This window comes from Sutterella massiliensis (assembly GCF_016899755.1).
GTDB classification, from domain to species: Bacteria; Pseudomonadota; Gammaproteobacteria; order Burkholderiales; family Burkholderiaceae_F; genus Sutterella; species Sutterella massiliensis.
In genome coordinates this window covers 52,183-71,650 of record NZ_JACJJC010000008.1, presented here as the reverse complement: position 1 = coordinate 71,650, position 19,468 = coordinate 52,183, and the positions used below count along the sequence as shown (strand labels likewise).

Genomic DNA, 19,468 nt, shown 5'->3' with positions numbered 1-19,468 from the left:
TGCGCTCAGATAATCGCGGGTCAGCAGCGCTTGGCGAGCTCGACCGCCTTGCCGATATAAGTCGCGGGCGTGAGCGCCATCAGGCTCGCCTTGGCATCTTCGGGCAGGTCGAGGCCGGCGATGAACGTGCGCATCGTTTCTTCGTTAATGCCGTCCTTGCCGCGCGTAAGTGCCTTGAGCTGTTCATACGGGTGCGGGATGCCGTAGCGGCGCATGACGGTCTGCACGGCTTCGGCGAGCACTTCCCAGGCGTGATCGATGTCGGCGGCAATGGCCTGTTCGTTCACTTCGAGCTTGCCGAGACCACGGCAGAGGGCGCCGTAGCCGACGAAGCAGTAGCCGAAGGCGACGCCGAGGTTGCGAAGAACCGTCGAGTCCGTGAGGTCTCGCTGCCAGCGGGAGATGGGCAGCTTGCCAGCAAGATGCGCGAGCAGTGCATTGGCGATGCCGAGGTTGCCTTCGGAGTTTTCGAAGTCGATCGGATTGACCTTGTGCGGCATCGTGGAGGAACCGACTTCGCCTTCCTTGAGCTTCTGCTTGAAGAAGTGCATCGAGATGTAGCCCCAAACGTCGCGGTCGAAGTCGATGAGGATCGTGTTGGCGCGCTCGATTTCATGGAAGAGTTCGGCCATGTAGTCGTGCGGTTCGATCTGGATCGTGTGCGTGTTGAAAACCGCGCCCAGACGTTCTTCAACGACCTTGCGCGAATGGGCTTCCCAGTCGTAGTCGGGGTAGGCGATGAGGTGCGCGTTGTAGTTGCCGACGGCGCCATTCATCTTCGCGTAGATGCGAACGTTGCGAATCGCTTCAATGACGCGGGCAAGGCGCACGGCGACGTTGGCAAATTCCTTGCCGACGGTCGTGGGTGAAGCCGTCTGACCGTGGGTGCGCGACAGCATCGGAATTTCGGCCCAGGCATGGGCGAAAGCAACGATCTGCGCGTGAACCTTTTCAAGAAATTCGACGAGTGCGGCGCGGCCGCGCATCAGCATGAGCGCGTGGCTCGTGTTGTTGATGTCTTCGGACGTGCAGGCGAAGTGCACGAATTCGGAAGCGCTCTGCAGCTCGGCGTCATGAGCGACCTGGTTCTTGATCCAGTATTCGACGGCCTTCACGTCGTGGTTGGTCGTCTTTTCGATTTCCTTGACGGCTTCGCAGTCGGCGACCGAGAAGTTGTCGGCCAGGCCGCGCAGGAACGACTTCGCGTGATCGGAGAGGTGCGGCAGCTCGGCAAAGCCGGCTTCCGAGAGAGCGATGAGCCATTCGACTTCAACGCGAACGCGCGCCTGCATGAAGGCGTATTCGGAAAAGATGCCGCGAAGATCGTCGCACTGACGGGCATAGCGGCCGTCGAGCGGCGACAAAGCGGTAAGCGAATTGAGAGCCATGTCGGATCTCCAGTACAAGTTGAGGAATGGTGCTGCCGCGGCAAGCGCACTCTCCGAAAAACGGGGCACTCGGCACGGCGAATTGGAAATCGGCGCCATTTTAGCAACGGTGTTCGCGAACTTGGCCTTATGGGCCTCGCTAATTGCTTTGCCTCGAAAAGGTTTGAGCTGCGCTTCGCATCGGCTCGCAATTCACGCATACGACAGAAGGTCTTAAGGCTCAGGCAATATGATGTACCGAGACAGGCGTTCGCTTCGACGAGCGCCGCAGTAGCACCGTCCGGGAGCATGAACCGGGGAGACAAAAAGGAGACTACGCATGCAAAAGCGCCTTGAATGGAGAGTGGTATGGACGTCTGCCGCTTTGACGGCTTCGCTCGCCGTAACGACTTCCGCTTGGGCCATCGGTGGCCCGAGCGGCACCAAAGTGGGCTTTAAGACGCAGGGTGAACTCGGCGAAGTCGTTAGCAACCCCTACGACATCGCGCCGCTCACTTCCGTCATCCGCAACGGCGGCTATGTGCTGCTTGACGCGCATGTGCGAATCGTGCCGAAGAAGAACGGTCAAACGATTGAATACGATGTCGGTCCGACGGCGCTGCGTACGCACGGCGGCATTCCTGTCTTCGGCCTGTATGCCGACTACCTCAACACGGTGGAAGTGAGCTACACACGCGTTTTCCAGGGCAAGCAGGAAAAGAAGACGGAGACCTATAAGATCTGGACGCCCCCCGTCTACCTCGATCCGGCCTGGGGCGGCGCCGCACCGGTGAAGACTTTTGATGTCGAAGTAAAGAAAAGGGCGCCCGCCGAGTTTGGCGATCGTCTCTATCTCATCAACAATCTGATTCCTGCTTCGCCCAAGGGCGTGCGTGCGACCTGGAACAATCCGACGGGCGGTGCGCTTGAGTGGAACAACTATCCGCAGAACGCCGTGATCGATACGACGGGTGAGGTGCGCTGGTACCTGCAGCCCGATCGCATCTACGATCCGCGCGATATCTATCGTTCGGGCATCATGATGGGCTTCCATCAGAATCCTGACGGTGCGCTCTCTTGGGGGTTCGGTCAGCGCTATGTCAAGTACGATTTGATGGGCCGCAAGATCTTCGATCGTCGGCTACCCGACAATTACGCGGACTTCAGTCATGCGATGGCCGTGGGTGAGGACGGCAAGTACTATCTGCGCGTTTCTTCGGCCGACCTGCGTCGTCCCGACAATACGCGCGTGCACACCGTTCGCGACGTGATCATTGAAGTCGACGCCAACGGCAATGTGACCGACGAGTGGCGTCTCTTCGACATTCTCGACCCGAACCGCAACATCGTTCTGAAATCGATCGACCAGGGCGCCGTTTGCCTCAACATCGACGTCAATCAGGTCGGCAAGACGCTGACGGCCGAGCAAATCGCCAAGCTCGAAGCGCAGCACGCTTTCGGCGACATTACGGGTACGGGTGCCGGCCGCAATTGGGCGCACGTCAACTCGGTCGACCACGATGAAGCTGACGATTCGATCATCATTTCCTCGCGTCATCAGTCTTCGGTCATCAAGATCGGGCGCGACAAGGAAGTGAAGTGGATCCTCTCGGCTCCGAACGGCTGGGCCGATCGCTACCGCGACAAGATCCTGACGCCGATCGACAAAGACGGCAAGCCGCTCAAGTGCCGTCTGGGCAAGTGCGAAGGCGATTTCGACTGGACCTGGACGCAGCACACGGGCTGGAAGATCGATGAGCTCAGTAAGGGCGATATCCTGTACCTTTCGGTCTTCGACAACGGTGACGGCCGCGCCTTTACGCAGCCCGCCAAACCCGAAGAGAAGTATTCGCGTGCCGTCATCTACAAGATCGACCAAAAGAACATGACTGTTCAGCAGGTTTGGGACTACGGCAAGGAGCGCGGCAACGAGCTCTACAGCGCCATCACGAGTTCTGTTGAGTACCAGAAGGACAAGAACTCCGTCTTGGTTTACTGGGCCTCGATCGGCGTGACGGGCAAGGACGGTATCAACCCGGTGCTCACCGAGTTCCGTTATGGTGAATCCGAGCCGGCTGTTGAAATGCGTCTTCGCAATACGATGGGCTATCGCGCACTCGTGATTGATCCGAAGAAGGCGTTCGAACACTGAGTAGAGCGAGCAGCATCTCGGACGGGAGACGGCTTCTCCTGAGGGCGGATTTCCGTCCGAATGCTGGGAAACCCTTAACAAACGTAAAGATTTGTCGTCGGGATGGTTGGAAGCGTAACTGCTCACCGATGACCAAAAATCCCGAAAACAGCGCGCGGGCGTACCCAGAAGGCGTCCGCGCGTTTTTATTTGTCTGCAATTTCCCGTAACAGCGGCTTAGGCGAAGCTAATTTTGCTTTCGATAGAGTACATCTCAACAAGGGAAGACGACCTTTCCCGACTGTTTTTCGAATGAAGAGGAGTACGTCATGAGCAAGTCCCAGAAAATCATTGCCTCGCTCGCAGCTGTCGGCGCGCTCGCCGTCGGAAGCATCGCTATGGCCGCCCCGTGGCAGGGGAACGATCAGACGCCGCCGATGCCCGGTGAACGCGGTTGCTACAGCTCGCAGGAGCGCGCTCCCGCACCGATGCCGCACCATCGTATGCGCGGCATGCCGAGTTACGAAGCCATGGGCAAGATTCTGACGCTCACCGAGGCGCAGCAGCCGCTCTGGCAGGCTTACGTTGACGCACGCGACGCGTTCCGTTCTGGGCCCGCACCGAAGGCCGAGCCACCCGTCGATATGCAGGAACGCCTCGAGCGACGTGCCGAACGCGCGGAGGTTCGTGCCGCGGCACTCAAGCGTGTAGCCAGTGCGCGCGCCCAACTTGTGCAGTCGCTTTCGGCTGAACAGAAATACGTCCTCGAGCAGTACGAGATGTCTCGCCGCGGGCACGGTCCGAAGCATCCGCTCGTGCCGATCCATCGGTTTCATGGCGACTGCCCCGTCCGCTGACCGCTGAGCTATCACTCAAACAAAAAGCCGCTTTCCGCTCATCGAGCAGACCCAAACTCCCGGTTAGCTGATCCCTGATATCGTTGACTTCGGTCAATTCGGTCTTAAATTTCAGATCAAGTGCCTGATTTTCTTAAAACGAAACTCAGGCACTTTTTAATTTTCTGCTAAACAGATCCCTATCTAAAGAAAAGGGATCACAAATGAGCAACGGACAGCAGAATTGGTACTTCACGGCGGAAACCAATGCCAACGGTCTCACCTACATCAAGGCCTATCAAACGAAGTGGGATCCGGTCCGAAAAATCACCCGCCGCAGCGCTAAGCGCTATGTCGGTCGGCTCTACGACGACGGACGCGTCAAGCCGAGCGAAGGCTTTCTGAAGGCGTTCCCGCAATATGCCGGGATCCCGCTTTATTTCAGCGCAGACAAGCGCTTGGTCGATGAGGCGACGTATAAGGGCGACTTTCCCGATTCGCTCGGTCCCAAGGCCAACCCGGAAGATGTCGAACGTGACGACATGCTTCACATCGGTGTCACCTGGGCAGCCGAAACCCTGGCGGAATCCAGCGGTCTTTACGGCTCGCTGGCCGACGTTTTTGGCCGCGAGGATGCGCGAGATCTTCTTCACCTGGCGATTTACAAGCTTGATACTTCCTCAAGCATGGCCGCCTATCGCGAGTGGAACTGCGGCGTCTATCTCAAGCACACGAAGCCGTTGGGAGATCAGCGAATCAGTGAACTGCTCGACAAGGTCGATGAGAAGCGCTTCGAGGATTTCTTCCAGCGCAGACACGTCGCAAAGCTGCAAAACACCAAGGGCACGCACCTGACCTACGCTTTGGACAACACGTCGATCTCGACCTATTCGGAGACGATTCCCGTCGCCAAGTACGGTCACGCCAAACGAGATCCCGATCTCAAACAAATCAACTACACCTTCGTCTGCGACCAGGCTGACGGAGAAATCGTTTTCGCCCATGCCTATGAGGGGTCCGTCAATGACGTAACCGCGCTGAAAACGATCCTCTATCACATGCAGGCGGCCAAGCTCGAACTCGACAACGTCGTGCTGGTTCACGACCGCGGATACAGTTCTCTGCTCAATGTGCAGAAGCTCATCAATCAGGAGATCAAGTTCGTTCAGGGCGTGCGCCTTGTCGAAGGTGCGATCAGAGACAAGTTTGACGCGTACAGCGAGTCGCTTCGCAATGTCGCGTTCTATGACGCCGAGTGCGGCGTTTATGCCAGAACGTACGAGGAGCCCTGGAAGCAGGACACGGATAGCGGGCAAGTCACTCAGAAAGTGTTTGTCCACCTCTATCGCTACCCCGGCGAGGATGAGGCTGCGATGGCCGATATCGTCCGGAAAGTCGAAGAGGTCCTGAAGGCCAAGAAGGAAAGACGAAGCGTCTCGCCGGAGTTGTGGAGCGCCTGCAGGCCTTTTCTCAAGGAGCATCAGGACGCTGCCGGCAAGACCGCGTGGCTGCGCGATGACGACGCCATAAGCAAGACCGTTCGCTACGAAGGCCGTTTCGTCATTCGAAGCAATGTGGAGCCCAATCCGTTTGCAGCACTCAAGACCTACCGCATGCGCGACGTCGTCGAACAGGACTTCAATCAGTTTAAAAATTGGGTGGACGGAGCACGCATGCGCTGTACGGGGAAAACGTACTTGGGCAGGCTTCTTGTCTGCACGATTGCCGCCTCGCTGCGGCTGATGATGCTTCAGCGGGCGAAACGGAACGCTGCCGGTTCGGACGTAAAAATCCCGAAGAATTCCCTGGATGTGCTGATGACGATTCTGCGAAAAATTCGCGCGGAACGCCGCAGAGACGGCAATGCCTGGGTTGTTCGTACGTTGACAAAAAAGCAGCGCGATATGCTCGCGCTGCTTGGTTTGGCGAACCCGCCTCGTACTCTTCGATAACCGACTCTAGGGATCAGTTATCCGGGAGTTTGGGACCTAACCTCTAAGGCTACGACTTAGAGCACGCCCGAATGGGCGTTCATACGGGACTTTGTACGTTTCAGTCTTCTTTGGCGCGCTTCTTGGGCGGAATTGGGAAGATGCCGTCGTCGTTGGCGAGGCTCAACTCATAGAGAATGCGCGTGGGTGCGGCTTGGCCGATCTTGCGCGTGATATGGGCGCGATGCACTTCTACCGTGCGCTGCGAAAGGAAGAGCTTTTCGGCAATCTCATTGTTTTTGAGGCCCTGGCTGACAAATTCGAAGATTTGTCGCTCGCGGTGCGAGAGCACTTCGACGAGCTCCTTAAGCTGCAACTTCCAATCTTTGCGGCGCGCGAGCTGAAGCGCCTTCTCAACGGCCGGCGCAAGTTGATCCGGGTCGACGGGTTTTTCGAAGAAGCCGGCCGCGCCAGCTTCAATGAGCGCAACCGCCGTACGAACCGTGGCGTGCGATGACAGGAAAATAACGGAAGCAGGGCTTCGCTGCACATTGAGATAGTGCAGAAAATCCAAGCCGTTCATGCCGCGAGCATGCATGTCAATGATGATGCACCCGGGCTGCGAGAGCTCGGCGCGGCTCAGAAGTTGGTCGCTCGACGGGTGCATGACGACATTGAAGCGCGTCTGCAGAGCAAACGCGATCGAATCGCGCACGTCATCGTCGTCAACCACCCAGACAGGTCCGGGCAAAGTGCCCTGACGGTCTTGGAGGACGGGGTGAACCAGCGGGATGTAAGGGGTCATAAGGACTCTGTTATGTCGGTTGCCGTGTTATCGGAGCGGTAGTTTTCTGCAACCATTTCAGTCGAGTTTAGCAGAGGGCTTTCGCGGCCGATATGGGCAGTTTGTCTCGGTGTTCGGGGATGTATCGGCGTATTTGGGGCCAGTTGGGTGCAGATGTCGGTCCTGGCGGTGCTTCCCGATCTGGAAGCGCTAGTATCGTGAAAGTGGTATCGAATTCACGAGAAATGCAGATGCAGACCAAAGCGGTTGAAACGCTGTTTGACAATTCGCCGAACGAATCGGCGTTGCCGGTGCCGATGCAGAAGGATCCGCATCTTATTGAAATTGCCGAGCGTTTGCCACTGACCGTGCGGCTTGGCGCATCAAGTTGGAACTTTCCTGGATGGCGAGGAATCGTTTACGGGCGAAGCAGCGGCTCAAAAGCGCTTGCGTCGCTTGGCTTGCGTGCTTACGCGCAATATCCGATCTTCAAAACGGTCGGTCTTGACCGGAATTTCTACCGACCGCTCGACGCGGGTGCGTTCGCTGCGTTTGCCGAACAGGTGCCGCAGAATTTCCGCTTTCTCGTGAAGGCGCCGCGAGAGACGACGGACCCCTATCTGCGCTACGAAAACGGCCGTCCGCATGCAGAGAATCCGAACTATCTCAACGTGACGCTTGCGCAGCGGAATTTCCTTGCGCCTGTTCAAGCAGGTTTGGGAGACAAGGCGGGGCCGCTCGTTTTTCAGTTTTCACCTTTTCCGCACGCTGTGCTTCGGGATGTCGTTTCGCGCCAAGCGCTTGTTGAGCGCATCGGTGCGTACTTCAAGGGACTGCGGGAGGCGAACATCGCGGGGTATACGCTTGCAGCCGAATTTCGCAACTACGAGCTCCTGACGCCGCGCATGATGAATGTCATGAAGGAATACGGGATCCGCCCCGTGCTCGGGCTCCATCCGGCAATGCCGGGCGTGCGCCGACAGATCGATGCGCTGCGGTACTACGAAACGGGGGTTCGCGCGAGTGCGAAGGACATTGACAACGACGTCTTCGATCCCGACTGGCGGTTTTCGGGCACCGTCATCATTCGTTGGTCGCTCGCTGCGCACCGCTTCTACGATACGGCCAAGCGTGACTGGCATCCGTTCGACGTTATTCACGCTGCAGACCCCGTCACGCGCGCACTTCTCGCGGGCGTGCTCGTTCGCGCGGCACGCAGCCGTGTCGAGGCCTTCATGGTGGCGAACAACAAGGCCGAAGGGTGTGCACCTAAAACGATGGCGGCGGTCGCAGACCTTGTCGTTCGCGGACTCGCCGCTACCAGCGGCTGAAGAACGTCTTGGAAGTTTCGCGCGGCTGAGCAAAAGCGCATCGCGCCTCTTCGTCGGGCGTGCCGCAAATGATGAAAGCGGCGAGCGTCTCTTTTTCGGGGTCGTAGAGACCGTCGGGCGCTCGGAAGGCGCGCCCCGAGACCGTCTTGCCGCCGAAGCCTGCTTTATGGAGCACGTTGAGGAAATTCGCAAGCGCTGCGCCCGCCGTCATGGATCGCTCCATACGTTCGCGTGGTGTGTCGTTCGGATTTTCCGCAATCACGACCGCAATTTGCATGGGACCTTTCTTGGCCTTGCCAGCCGCTTTGGCATGTTTTTCGGCGTCGGCATCCGCAGGCAGCTCCGCTTCGAAGAGATGCGCTAGGCGCTCGCGGTTTTCGATGATGACAAAGCGAACGGGGAAAACAGAAAAATGCGAGGGCGCAGCGAAGGCCGCGGCTGCCGCAGCTTCAAGTACATCGGCCGAGGGGCTCGGTTCGAGCAAATGCTTTGGCGAAGTCGAACGGCGGGATGCAATTTGTTGCGCAAATTCCGGACGCGTCATGGCAAACTCCTTTGATCTACAAACGGCATGCTGACGCGACGCACGAGCTCGAGCGGTTGAGAGCACGTGCGGCGCGCCTCGATGGACCTGGTGAAAAATGATACGTCTCATCGATATTTCTCCGCCGATGTCGGCAGCTTCGCCTACATTTCCCGGGGACGAACCTTTTTCCCTTCGAGCCGAGCGGAGTGCATCGCCTGAGGGGACGGTGAGCGTGTCCGTTGTTACAAGCTCCGTGCACAACGGTGCGCACGTTGATGCGCCGCTGCATGTCTTTGCAGAGGGCGACGATATCGCTTCGCTGCCGCTCGAATGTTTTGTGGGCACTTGCTTTACGGCCGATCTGAGTACAAGCATCGCTTCTTGGAAGGTCCCCATACGTTTTGAGGAGCTCCCAGCGGACTTTTTCGAGGATGCGGCGTGCACGCGCGTTTGCTGCGAGCGACTGCTTATCAAGACGCGCTCACGTTTGCCGGAAGGCTGGAGCGGGCGATTCCGTACCATCGACCCGGATGCGGTGCGCCGTCTTGTCGCTGCAGGCGTTCGCCTCATTGGTGTCGATGTGCCGAGCATCGATCCTGTCGAAAGTGAAGCGCTGCCCGCGCACCGGGCGGCACTTTCCTACGGCGTCCCGATATTGGAAAATCTCAATCTTTGTGGCGTCGATTCTGGCTTTTACGAGCTCATGGCACTTCCGATGAATTGGCCGGGCGCCGAAGCGTCGCCGGTTCGGGCCGTGCTGCGGACACTTGACGCTCCCACAGCCGCTCGTCCGACCATTCCTGACTGATATAAAAATGAAAATTTACGAACAAAACATTCGCATCCGATTCGGACACTGCGATCCCGCCGGGATTGTCTATCACCCGCAGTATTTCATCATCCTCAATCAACTGATGGAAGACTTTTACAGAGATGTGGCCGGTGTCGGCTTCATTGAAGTAAAGAAATACGGCCTCGGCTTTCCCGTCGCCGGCGTTCGCTGCGATTTTGCCGCGCCGAGCCGCGTGGGTGACGAATGCACGGCGCGCGTTTGGATCGAAAAGCTCGGCGAAACGTCGATTCGGTTTGCGTTCACGATTCACGCGGGTGACGAGCTCCGACTGCAATGCACGGAAACCTGTGTTTGCGTGACAGCCGATGAAAACGACCGACTCGTGAAGGCGGCGATGCCTGCGAAGTTGCGCGAGGCGCTCGAACCTTATCTCGCCGATGCGACCGTTAAGCCGCTGCAGCTGCGTGCCTAATCGGTAAGCATTTTGGCGTCGGCAAAGCCTTTGCGGCAAAAAGAAGCAACAAGAGGCGCGTCGAGCGACGCGCCTCTTGTTATGTTCGGCTGCTGCACCGAGCGATAGCCCTACGTACGCGAAAGTCTATTGGAGCGCTTCAAGTTGGGCGTTCTGTTGCCAAAGCGCGTTGAGCACCGCTTCGCGGGCGGCATTTGCGCCCGTTGCGTAAAAACGCACGTTGCCAGCTGTCTCCGAGGGAGCGCAAAGTTTTCGAGTGGCGAGCGTTCGGGCGAGCTGCTTGGCGACGGCTGGCGCTGGGTCGATGAGTTCGACTCGTTTTTCTGGGGCAAGCTTTCGAATAATTGCTTCGATTGCCTCATGGAGGAACGGATAGTGAGTGCAGCCGAGCACAAGGCGGTCGGTTCCTTTTGCAAGAAGCGGCGCGATGTAGTGCTCCAGGAGCGTGAGCGTGTGGGCGCTCTTAAATTCGCCGCGTTCGACGCATTCCATAAGCCCAGGGCACGGACAGTCCAGAATCGAAACAGGCATCGGCCGGTTTTCTTTTGCCCAAGCGAGTGCATTGGCCGAGAGATGCCGGTAGCGTTCGCTAGCGATCGTTCTCACTGTGGCGAGCGTACCGACAACGCCCGTTTCGGTTTCTCGCACACCAGGGAACACTGCCGGTTCGATCCCGACAACGGGGATGGAGAGCTCGGTGCGTAACGTGTCGATGCTTACGGCCGTTGCGGTGTTGCAGGCTAGGACGAGCGCCTTGATCCGTTCTGACCGCAGAAAGTCGACGATTGCATGCACGCGTTGATCGATGAAGTCGGCACCGCGGTCTCCCCACGGTGCAAACGCACAGTCGGCAGCGAAAACGAGGTCCTCCGCCGGCATTGCCGCACGCACGGCCAGTGCGACGGACAGGCCGCCGAAGCCTGAGTCGAGAATGCCGATTGGTGACCGAAGTTCGGACATGCCTTGCCTCAGCAGCGGGCGGGCCACTGCGGCTCGACGACGCCTGCCGTGATCGTTCCATCCGGATAGACGATCACGGGACGCTTGATGAGAACGGGGTTCTCGAGCATGAACGCTTCGAGCGCAGCGGGATCGGCGGCAAGCGCTTCGCGCTGCGCCGCATCGAGCTTTCGCCAGAAGAGCCCCTTCTTGTTGCAGAGCACGTCAAGACCGACGCGTTCAACCCAATCGTGCAGCGTTGCCGCATCGATCGGTTCGGTTCTGAAATTGCGGAATTCGTGCGCAATCGCGTGGGATTTTGCCCAAAAAAGCGCTTTCTTAACCGAGCCGCAGGAAGGAATGCCGTAAATAACGATCATGATTCTTGTCGAGGAAAGTTGAGGCTTATAGCGATACGCTCCGGGGCGTGATTAGGCTGCGGCGCGGCCGAGACGGTCCGCTACCGCCGCCCAAGCCGGATCGGCGGCCGGCCTTTCGATCAGAATGCGCTTGGCGCCCGCATGGTCGAGCCGGTGCAGCGCATCGTAGAGAAGCGCGCCGTAAGCCTTTACATCGGCAGGCGATTCGATCGAGAGCACGGGAACGATGTCCGCGGCAGCAAGACGCTCGAGCACGGGTTTGCCAGCCATGACGGCAACGGTGTCGCCCGCGCATTTGAGCGCTTCAGCGCGTTCGAGCATCTCGTCAGCGTCAACGAGCTCGAGCTTCGTGCGCGGTGCGTAGTGGCTCTTGAGGCGTCCAGACGCGCGCGGTGCGTCGCTGCCGGCATCGGGCACAGGTACACCGAGCGCAGCCTCGAGCTCGGCGCGCGAAATGACGCCGTGACGAAGCAGGCGGGGTTTGCCGGTCGAGAGATCGAGCATTGTCGACTCGATCCCGAATTCGCACGTGCCGCCATCGAGAATCAGGTCGAGCTTGCCTTCGGGTTTAAGGCCGAGATCTTCGGCAACGTGTGCCGCACAAGACGGACTGATGCGGCCGAACGTGTTGGCTGAGGGTGCCGTAACGCCGCGGTAGGTCGGTCCGGCGAACTTCGTAAGAAGTGCGTGCGCCCAAGGGTGCGAGGGACAACGAAGCGCGACCGTGTCCTGCCCGCCCGTCACAAAGAGGCCGCAGCGGGGCTTTTTCTTCAAAACAAGCGTAAGCGGACCGGGCCAGTACTTCGCAGTCAGCATGCGGGCCGATTCGGGGATCTCCTGCGCCCAATGATCGAGTGCTTCCGGACCGCAGACGTGAACGATGAGCGGGTGATTGAGCGGTCGCCCCTTTGCTTGATAGCTCGAGAGCACGGCCGCTTCGTTGTCCGCGTCGGCAGCGAGTCCGTAGACCGTTTCGGTCGGCATGGCAACAAGGCCGCCGCGTTCGAGCACTTCAACGGCAGCGTTGATGGCTGCGACATCAATTTCCGGGGTCATCGGGCGGCTACCTTAAGTTCGTCTGCGAAGGCGAGGCCGAGGTGCTCGGCAGCTGCGCGCGCATGCGCGAGTGCTTCGCTCTGGGTTTCGGCTACGAACGTGGCGTGCCCCATCTTGCGGGCGCGGCGCGGCTGCGCCTTGCCGTAAAGGTGCAGCTTCGCGCCGGGCAGCGCGAGCAGCTTCGTCCAGTCGGGTTCGCGGACATTGCCTGCGGCGTCGTACCAGAGGTCGCCGAGGAGGTTGAGCATCACGGCGGGTGAGCGCAATGTCGTGTCGCCGAGCGGCAGACCCGCAGCAATGCGGACCTGTTCTTCGTATTGGCTGCTTACGCACGCTTCAATCGTTGCATGTCCCGAATTGTGCGGACGCGGCGCGATTTCATTGGCGAGAATGCGGCCGTCGCCGAGAATGAAAAGCTCGACGCAGAGAACTCCCACGTAGTCAAGCGCCTGGGCAATGCGCTTTGCGTGTTCCTGCGCTTCTGCCGCAGTCTTTTCGTCAATTCGCGCGGGCAGCACCGTATAGGCGAGAATGCCGTTTTTATGGTGGTTTTCTGCGACGGGGAAGACAACCGAGTCACCGGCCGCATCGCGGCAGACGATGACGGAGACTTCAAGCTTGAGGTCGAGCATTTTCTCGAGTACGCACTCGACGCCGCCGAAACCGCGGAAAGCTTCGAGCGCTTCTTCACGCGTTCGGACGCGCGCCTGGCCTTTGCCGTCGTAGCCAAGTCGAGCAGTCTTCAGAATGCCGGGGAAAAGCGACGAGTCGAGTGCCTCGACATCGGCTTCGCTGCGGACGGCCGCGTGCGGTGCGGTCGGCACGCCCGCCTTTTCGATGAAGGCTTTTTCGACGTTGCGGTCCTGTGCCGCGCTCACCGCCGAAGCCGAAGGCGTCGTGCGCACGCCGAGCTCGGCCAAGCGCTTCAGGGTGTCGGCGGGCACGTTTTCAAATTCCGTTGTTACGGTGCGAACGTGCGAGGCGAGTTCCTGAATGCCCTCGGTGCAGTCATAGGCGGCGCGAATGTGCTTGAGCGACACTTCGGCTGCGGGAGCATTTTCACCGGGTTCGAGTACGGCGACGTGATAACCCATGGTGGCGGCAGCCTGCGCAAACATGCGCCCGAGCTGTCCGCCGCCCAAAAGGCCCAGCGTCTCGCCGGGCAGCAACACTTCGTTATTCATCTTTCTTCAAGCGGGGGCCGCAACGGCAGGCGCCGCCTGCGGCCGATTCGTCGGTCGTGAAAAGATCGTTCGATTTCAAAGTTCGTCAACAGGGAGCGTCATTGCGCGGGCCTTGGCATTCTGCGCGAAACGGAAGTCGGCGAGCTTGCGCGCGATTTCCTTGTCTTCAACGGCAAGCATCTGAAGCGCAAAGAGCGCGGCGTTGGCGGCGCCCGCTTCGCCGATGGCAAACGTGGCGACGGGTACGCCCTTAGGCATCTGAACGATCGAATGCAGACTGTCGACGCCGCGCAGGTACTTCGAGGGAACGGGAACGCCAAGAACGGGCACGATGCACTTGGCGGCGAGCATGCCCGGCAAGTGTGCTGCGCCGCCCGCGCCTGCGATGATGGCCTTAATGCCGCGCTGCGCGGCCGTTTCGGCATACTCGAACATTTCGTCGGGCATGCGGTGCGCGCTCACAACGCGCGCTTCGAACGCGACGCCGAAATCCTTGAGCATACGAGCGGCGTTCTGCATGACTTCCCAGTCGGAGTTGCTGCCCATGACGATACCAATGACGGGGTGATCTGCCTGCATGTTGTAATCCTGAGCTTCTTTGCTTTTGCTTGTGGTAAGGGCGCCCGAGGTCGCGCAATGCGAGCCTCGGGCGCTCATGACTGAACGGAGGTAGCGGGCGAATCCCGCCCGCACGGGAAAAGGCGCGGATGCGAACGCTTACGGTTCGATGTCGGTGCCCGTCAGGCGACGAAGGGCCTCACGGTACTTATCGGCGGTCTTTTCGATGATGTCTTCGGGAACCTTCGGCGCGGGCGGGGTCTTGTCCCAGGGCTGCGATTCGAGCCAGTCGCGGATGAACTGCTTGTCGAAGCTCTTGGGCGAGGTGCCGACCTCGTAGTCATCGGCAGGCCAGAAGCGGCTCGAGTCGGGCGTCAGCACTTCGTCCATGAGGTAGACGTTGCCTTCGTCATCCATGCCGAATTCGAACTTCGTGTCGGCGATGATGATGCCCTTCGTGAGCGCGTAGTCGGCCGCTTCCTTGTAGAGCTTGAGCGTCGTGTCGCGAATGATCGTGGCGATGCGCTCGCCGTAGAGCTCAACGACGCGCTCGAACGAGATATTTTCGTCATGCGTGCCGACCTCGGCCTTTGCGGCAGGCGTAAAGATCGGCTCGGGGAGCTTTTCAGCTTGACGCAGTCCGGCGGGTAGCTTCACGCCGCAGACCGAGCCCGTGGCGCAATAGTCCTTCCAGCCGCCGCCGATGATGTAGCCGCGAGCAACGCATTCGACGAGGATCGGCTTGAGGCGCTTCGAGACGACGGCACGACCGCTCACCTGGTCGATTTCTTCGGGCTTGACGACGGATTCGGGGGCAATGCCGGTCAGGTGGTTCGGAATCACGTCCTTGAGCTTTTCAAACCAGAAGTTCGTGAGCGCCGTGAGCACCTTGCCCTTGCCGGGAATGGGGTCACCGAGAATAACGTCGAAAGCCGAAATGCGGTCGGTGGCAACGAGAAGGAGCTTGTCGTCGCCCACGGCAAAAACGTCGCGGACTTTGCCGCTGTAGATCTGCTCGAGCGACGGAATGTGAGTCTTGGAAAGACCGGCCATGTCTAACCCTCCTGGGAATGGCGAAGTAGAGAAAAACGGGAGATGTGGAGATTTTAGTCGAGCCCGAAGCAGCGGCATCGAGTACGGCGGCGCCTTGAGTGACGAGGCGCGCCGCCGATCAAGAAAAGTACGACCAAACGACGGGACCAGCAATGCCAAGCCAGGCGATGGCGGCAATGATGAGCGCAAAAAAGACGCCCGCGCTGCCCATGTCTTTGGCACGGCCGGCAAGCGGATGAATCTCGTTGCCGAAGCGGTCGACGCAGGCTTCAATGGCCGAGTTGATGATTTCCGCGAAAGGCACGAGCAGCGTGCATTCGATGAGGACGATCTTCTCCAGCGTTGAGACGGGTAACAGAAGTGCTACCGGAATCAGGACGATCGCCAAAATCAGCTCCTCTCGGAAGGCGGCTTCGTGCTTGATCCCTGCCTGAATGCCTTGGAGCGAATAACGCGTTGCGTTGATGAGTCGGACAAGTCCCTGCTTGCCCTTGAGCGATTCTGCGGATTTCGGTTCGGTCATGAAGAGTTTTTCCGGGTAATGTGGACGGATGCGGATTGAAAAAGCGCGTGCGGCTTCATGTCGCCGCACGCGCCCAAATCATCATTGTCGCGTTACCGCATCAAAGCGCCATCAAAGGACGTTCTGACGAAGCGAACCGTCGGCATATTTGGCCGCGATCTTGTCAAGCGCGATCGGCTTGATCTTCGCGCCCTGGCCTTCGCAGCCGAATTCGAGGTAGCGCTGCTTGCAGAGTGCCATCGCGGCAGCGCGCGCAGCCTTGAGGTAGGCGCGCGGATCGAAGCCGGAGGGATTTTCGACGAGGTGGCGGCGAACAGCAGCCGTCATCGCAAGTCGGATGTCGGTGTCGATGTTCACCTTGCGTACACCGTGCTGGATCGCCTTCTGGATTTCTTCGACGGGTACGCCGTACGTTTCGCGCATCTGACCGCCGAATTCGCGGATTTCAGCAAGATATTCCTGCGGCACGGACGAGGAGCCGTGCATCACGAGGTGCGTGTTCGGCAGACGAGCGTGGATTTCCTTGACGCGGTCGATCGAAAGAATTTCGCCGGTCGGGCGGCGCGTGAACTTGTAGGCGCCGTGCGAGGTGCCGATCGCGATGGCGAGCGCGTCAATCTGCGTTTCGCGAACGAAGTCGGCAGCCTGATCCGGGTCCGTGAGGAGCTGCTCGCGGGTCATCTTGGCATCCGTGCCGTGACCGTCTTCTTTATCTCCGCGCATGGTTTCGAGCGAGCCGAGGCAGCCGAGTTCGCCTTCGACGGACACGCCGATGCAGTGCGCCATTTCAACGACGCGGCGGGTGACGTCGACGTTGTATTCGTAGGTCGCAATTGTCTTTCCGTCGCTCATGAGCGAGCCGTCCATCATGACAGAGGAGAAGCCCGAGCGGATAGCGCCCTGGCAGACAGCCGGGCTCTGGCCATGGTCCTGGTGCATGCATACGGGCACGTCGGGGTAGGCTTCAATGGCGGCTTCAATCAGGCGGCGAAGGAAAGCTTCGCCGGCGTATTTGCGAGCGCCTGCGGAGGCCTGCATGATGACGGGGGCACCGACCTCGCTGGCCGCGGCCATGATGGCCTGAACCTGTTCGAGATTGTTGACGTTGAAGGCGGGAATGCCGTAGCCGTTTTCAGCCGCATGGTCGAGCAGCTGACGCATGGAAACAAGAGCCATGAGTATGAACTCCGTAAGAGAAAAAGGCCCACGCGGCAAGCTCTTTAGTGAGCGTGCCGCATGCCTGATGGGATTGGCTCAAGATTGTAAAGGTTTTGCGGGCCGAGAAGCACCCACTTTGCTTCAGTGCATTGCAGACAAGCGCGCTCGTTGCATTCGGCAAGTATTTGTCAGCTGCGCAACAGCGTCGAATCTGCGGCAAGCTGCTTTTTGATACCTGTGAGAATGGCGCGTGCGAGCTTTTGCTGGTGCGAGGCGTTGCGAAGAAGTTTTTCTTCCTGAGGGTTCGAGATGAAGGCGGTTTCGATGAGAATGGAGGGGATCCCCTGTCCCTTGAGCACGGCAAAGCCCGCCTGCTCGACGTGATTTTTGTGCAGGCGATTGATGCCCTTAAGTTCACGCAGCACGGCGCCTCCGAGCGCGAGGCTGTAGCCGATCGTCCAGCTCGACGTCATGTCGACGAGAACGCTTGCGACTGTTTTGTCGACCGAGGCAATGTTGACCCCGCCGATCAGGTCGGACTCGTTCTGACTTTTGGCCAGCCAGCGCGCAGCTGAAGAAGAGGCACCTCGCTGACTGAGCGCAAAGACGCTCGAGCCTCGGGCACTCGACTTTACCCAGGCGTCGGCGTGAATGCTCACAAGCAGGTGCGCGCGCACCTTGCGTGCAATGGCAACGCGTCCGCCGAGACTGACGAAGTGGTCCGAGTTTCTCGTGAGAACCGCTTTCATGTTCGGCTCGGCGTCAATAAGCTTGGCAAGACGTCGTGCGATCTGCAGGACGACCGTTTTTTCCATCGTTTTTCGACGACCGATCGCGCCAGGGTCTTCGCCCCCGTGTCCGGGGTCAACGACGATGACGATTCGCTTGTCGCGCTTGCGTGCGGGCTGCTCGGCAGGCTTGGCGGGTTCTTTCGTCGGTTTCTCACCGTTTGCCGAGCCGCTCGAAGAGGCGCCACGGCCCGCTGCAAGGTCGGCAAGGATGCTCGCAAGCGGGTCGCCTCCGGTGTCGTCCGATGCATCCTCATCCGTATCCATCCCCGCGAGAATGCGGCTCACTGCATCGGTCGGGTGTTTCGGGTAGATGTCGAAAACCAGTCGGTGCTGGTAGTTGGCAAAGGGTTTAAGCGAAAAAACTTCCGGATTGACGTCTGTCTTGAGATCCATCACGAGACGCAGAATGCCGGGCTTGAACTGCCCGATTCGCATGGCGGCAATGTACGGATCGTCCGGGTTGACGGCGGCAATCTGCTTTTTGATCTGCTCGGTAAGCTCAAGCCCTTCGATGTCGATTACAAGGCGAAGGGGCTTGGCAGAGCGCACAAAAAAGTGTTTGAACTTGAGTGCAACGTCCGTTTCAATCGTGACGCGCGTGTACTCTTCTGCCGGCCACATGCGGACCGCCACCATCTTGGCGCCGTAGGCAATGTCTATGGGGGCAAAAGAGAAGAGCAGTGTGCTGCCCAATGCGGCTAACAGGCGGCGGCGTTCCATTGGGCACTCATCAATGCTAAAAAAGCGGCGCCGGACGGTGTTTCGGCGTCAATGCACACGCGTCTACCGAGCCCCTCCTGGACGAGCGACACGACGAGGTCGGCCGCAGGCAGATAGGGCAGCGCGCGTTCGCTCCACTCAGAGGCGCAAAACGCGCCTGCACAGTACATGTCGCGAAAACCTGCGTCTTCGAATTCTGTCGGCTCTTCAAAGCGATAGAAGTCAAAGTGGTTGACGGCGACGCCGGCCACCTCGTAGGTTTCCAGCAGCGTAAAGGTAGGGCTCTTCACGGCGCCCTGCCAGCCGAGCGTGCGAAGGAGTGCACGCATGAAAGAGGTTTTCCCTGCGCCCAAATTCCCTTCGAGTCGAAGGGCGAAACCGTGTTCGACGATTGAGTCGCGTGAGGCAAGGAGCGCCTCCGCAGCGGCAGCCCCAAGGCGATCCGTGTCGTCCGAGGTCGGAAGAGAAGCTTCAAAGTGCGGCATCTGTGTGGGCGAACTGATCGTCGACATGGTTGGACGGAAGAAAAGTCAGGAAAAACATTCTAGAGCAAGGGCGAAGCGTCCGAGGCAGTCGGCCAGTTAAATTCAATTTGAGTAGCAAAAGTAACAATTTGTAAATCAACTTGCCATTTTTTTAATAAGTCGTCATAATTCAACTCCTCTGAAACGCGCAACGCGAAACGCGAAAGCGAAAGAGCGAAGCTAGTTCAGATGTGCCGGAGTAGCTCAGCTGGTAGAGCAGCGCATTCGTAATGCGAAGGTCGGGAGTTCAAATCTCTTCTCCGGCACCACCAGAATTCAAGCAGTTGAAGCCCACGCTTAAGCCTTCGAGGTGATGAGTTGTGGGCTTTTCTGTTTTTTAAGCCGACCGATTCTAGTCGAAGTGGAACAAGCGGAAAGCAAAGCGCCCGATCGTCTCTGCGTTGAGACGCG

At 59.0% G+C, this 19,468-nt stretch carries 19 protein-coding genes and 1 tRNA gene; 7 read left to right on the top strand and 13 right to left on the bottom strand.

What is annotated here, in order from left to right:
- Nucleotides 1-20: 20 nt before the first annotated feature.
- A complete protein-coding gene (gene purB / locus H6A60_RS06425) occupies nucleotides 21-1,388 on the bottom strand; it encodes an adenylosuccinate lyase (protein ID WP_205102591.1) in 1,368 nt (455 codons plus the stop codon).
- 319 nt (nucleotides 1,389-1,707) lie between these two features.
- On the opposite strand from purB, the gene H6A60_RS06420 reads away from it, so the two are divergent.
- The 3 genes from H6A60_RS06420 to H6A60_RS06410 all read left to right on the top strand — a co-directional run bounded on the left by H6A60_RS06420 (nucleotide 1,708) and on the right by H6A60_RS06410 (nucleotide 6,286).
- Entirely contained in the window at nucleotides 1,708-3,519 is a 1,812-nt protein-coding gene (locus H6A60_RS06420) for an aryl-sulfate sulfotransferase (RefSeq protein WP_205102590.1), read from the top strand.
- A 308-nt stretch (nucleotides 3,520-3,827) separates the two neighbouring features.
- Nucleotides 3,828-4,355 carry a Spy/CpxP family protein refolding chaperone gene (locus H6A60_RS06415; RefSeq protein ID WP_205102589.1) on the top strand — a complete coding sequence of 176 codons (528 nt, stop codon included), beginning with the start codon at nucleotides 3,828-3,830 and terminating at the stop codon, nucleotides 4,353-4,355.
- 203 nt (nucleotides 4,356-4,558) lie between these two features.
- Nucleotides 4,559-6,286 carry an IS1634 family transposase gene (locus tag H6A60_RS06410; RefSeq protein WP_205102588.1) on the top strand — a complete coding sequence of 576 codons (1,728 nt, stop codon included), beginning with the start codon at nucleotides 4,559-4,561 and terminating at the stop codon, nucleotides 6,284-6,286.
- A 100-nt stretch (nucleotides 6,287-6,386) separates the two neighbouring features.
- On the opposite strand, the gene H6A60_RS06405 is transcribed toward H6A60_RS06410, so the two are convergent.
- Nucleotides 6,387-7,070 (bottom strand): response regulator transcription factor, encoded by a 684-nt coding sequence (locus H6A60_RS06405; RefSeq protein ID WP_205102587.1) that lies wholly within the window; start codon nucleotides 7,068-7,070, stop codon nucleotides 6,387-6,389.
- Between the two features lie 230 nt (nucleotides 7,071-7,300).
- On the opposite strand from H6A60_RS06405, the gene H6A60_RS06400 reads away from it, so the two are divergent.
- Nucleotides 7,301-8,380 (top strand): DUF72 domain-containing protein, encoded by a 1,080-nt coding sequence (locus H6A60_RS06400; RefSeq protein WP_205102586.1) that lies wholly within the window; start codon nucleotides 7,301-7,303, stop codon nucleotides 8,378-8,380.
- Here the strand turns inward: H6A60_RS06400 and H6A60_RS06395 are convergent.
- The gene (locus H6A60_RS06395) at nucleotides 8,367-8,924 is read right to left on the bottom strand and encodes a nitroreductase family protein (protein WP_205102585.1); all 558 of its coding nucleotides are present in this window, start codon (nucleotides 8,922-8,924) and stop codon (nucleotides 8,367-8,369) included. The two genes, H6A60_RS06400 and H6A60_RS06395, sit on opposite strands and share 14 nt — an antisense overlap.
- A 97-nt stretch (nucleotides 8,925-9,021) precedes the next feature.
- On the opposite strand from H6A60_RS06395, the gene H6A60_RS06390 reads away from it, so the two are divergent.
- On the top strand, nucleotides 9,022-9,714 hold the full coding sequence (locus tag H6A60_RS06390; protein ID WP_205102584.1) for a cyclase family protein: 693 nt from the start codon (nucleotides 9,022-9,024) through the stop codon (nucleotides 9,712-9,714).
- A 7-nt stretch (nucleotides 9,715-9,721) separates the two neighbouring features.
- Nucleotides 9,722-10,171 (top strand): acyl-CoA thioesterase, encoded by a 450-nt coding sequence (locus H6A60_RS06385; RefSeq protein WP_239477627.1) that lies wholly within the window; start codon nucleotides 9,722-9,724, stop codon nucleotides 10,169-10,171.
- 126 nt (nucleotides 10,172-10,297) lie between these two features.
- Here the strand turns inward: H6A60_RS06385 and murI are convergent, their stop codons facing one another.
- From murI to tsaE, 10 genes are all read right to left on the bottom strand, one after another.
- Entirely contained in the window at nucleotides 10,298-11,131 is an 834-nt protein-coding gene (gene murI, locus H6A60_RS06380) for a glutamate racemase (protein ID WP_205102583.1), read from the bottom strand.
- 8 nt (nucleotides 11,132-11,139) lie between these two features.
- Nucleotides 11,140-11,490, bottom strand: coding sequence for an ArsC/Spx/MgsR family protein (locus H6A60_RS06375; RefSeq protein WP_205102582.1), 351 nt, complete (start codon nucleotides 11,488-11,490; stop codon nucleotides 11,140-11,142).
- Nucleotides 11,491-11,541: 51 nt separating this feature from the next.
- Entirely contained in the window at nucleotides 11,542-12,546 is a 1,005-nt protein-coding gene (locus tag H6A60_RS06370) for an L-threonylcarbamoyladenylate synthase (protein WP_205102581.1), read from the bottom strand.
- Nucleotides 12,543-13,730: a 5-(carboxyamino)imidazole ribonucleotide synthase gene (locus H6A60_RS06365; protein WP_205102580.1), complete on the bottom strand. Its 1,188-nt coding sequence runs from the start codon at nucleotides 13,728-13,730 to the stop codon at nucleotides 12,543-12,545. Before H6A60_RS06365 ends, H6A60_RS06370 begins: the two co-directional genes overlap by 4 nt.
- 75 nt (nucleotides 13,731-13,805) lie before the next feature.
- A complete protein-coding gene (gene purE, locus H6A60_RS06360; protein ID WP_205102579.1) occupies nucleotides 13,806-14,309 on the bottom strand; it encodes a 5-(carboxyamino)imidazole ribonucleotide mutase in 504 nt (167 codons plus the stop codon).
- Between the two features lie 138 nt (nucleotides 14,310-14,447).
- Nucleotides 14,448-15,341 (bottom strand): phosphoribosylaminoimidazolesuccinocarboxamide synthase, encoded by an 894-nt coding sequence (locus tag H6A60_RS06355; protein ID WP_205102578.1) that lies wholly within the window; start codon nucleotides 15,339-15,341, stop codon nucleotides 14,448-14,450.
- Between the two features lie 118 nt (nucleotides 15,342-15,459).
- Nucleotides 15,460-15,864: a diacylglycerol kinase gene (locus H6A60_RS06350; protein WP_205102577.1), complete on the bottom strand. Its 405-nt coding sequence runs from the start codon at nucleotides 15,862-15,864 to the stop codon at nucleotides 15,460-15,462.
- 111 nt (nucleotides 15,865-15,975) lie between these two features.
- Entirely contained in the window at nucleotides 15,976-17,040 is a 1,065-nt protein-coding gene (gene fba, locus H6A60_RS06345; RefSeq protein ID WP_205102576.1) for a class II fructose-bisphosphate aldolase, read from the bottom strand.
- A 170-nt stretch (nucleotides 17,041-17,210) separates the two neighbouring features.
- Nucleotides 17,211-18,533, bottom strand: coding sequence for an N-acetylmuramoyl-L-alanine amidase (locus H6A60_RS06340; RefSeq protein WP_205102575.1), 1,323 nt, complete (start codon nucleotides 18,531-18,533; stop codon nucleotides 17,211-17,213).
- Nucleotides 18,512-19,045 (bottom strand): tRNA (adenosine(37)-N6)-threonylcarbamoyltransferase complex ATPase subunit type 1 TsaE, encoded by a 534-nt coding sequence (tsaE, locus tag H6A60_RS06335; protein ID WP_239477626.1) that lies wholly within the window; start codon nucleotides 19,043-19,045, stop codon nucleotides 18,512-18,514. Before tsaE ends, H6A60_RS06340 begins: the two co-directional genes overlap by 22 nt.
- A gap of 205 nt (nucleotides 19,046-19,250) precedes the next feature.
- Between tsaE and H6A60_RS06330 the strand changes: the two genes are divergently transcribed.
- Nucleotides 19,251-19,326: transfer RNA gene (locus H6A60_RS06330), tRNA-Thr, on the top strand.
- The last annotated feature ends 142 nt before the right edge of the window (nucleotides 19,327-19,468 follow it).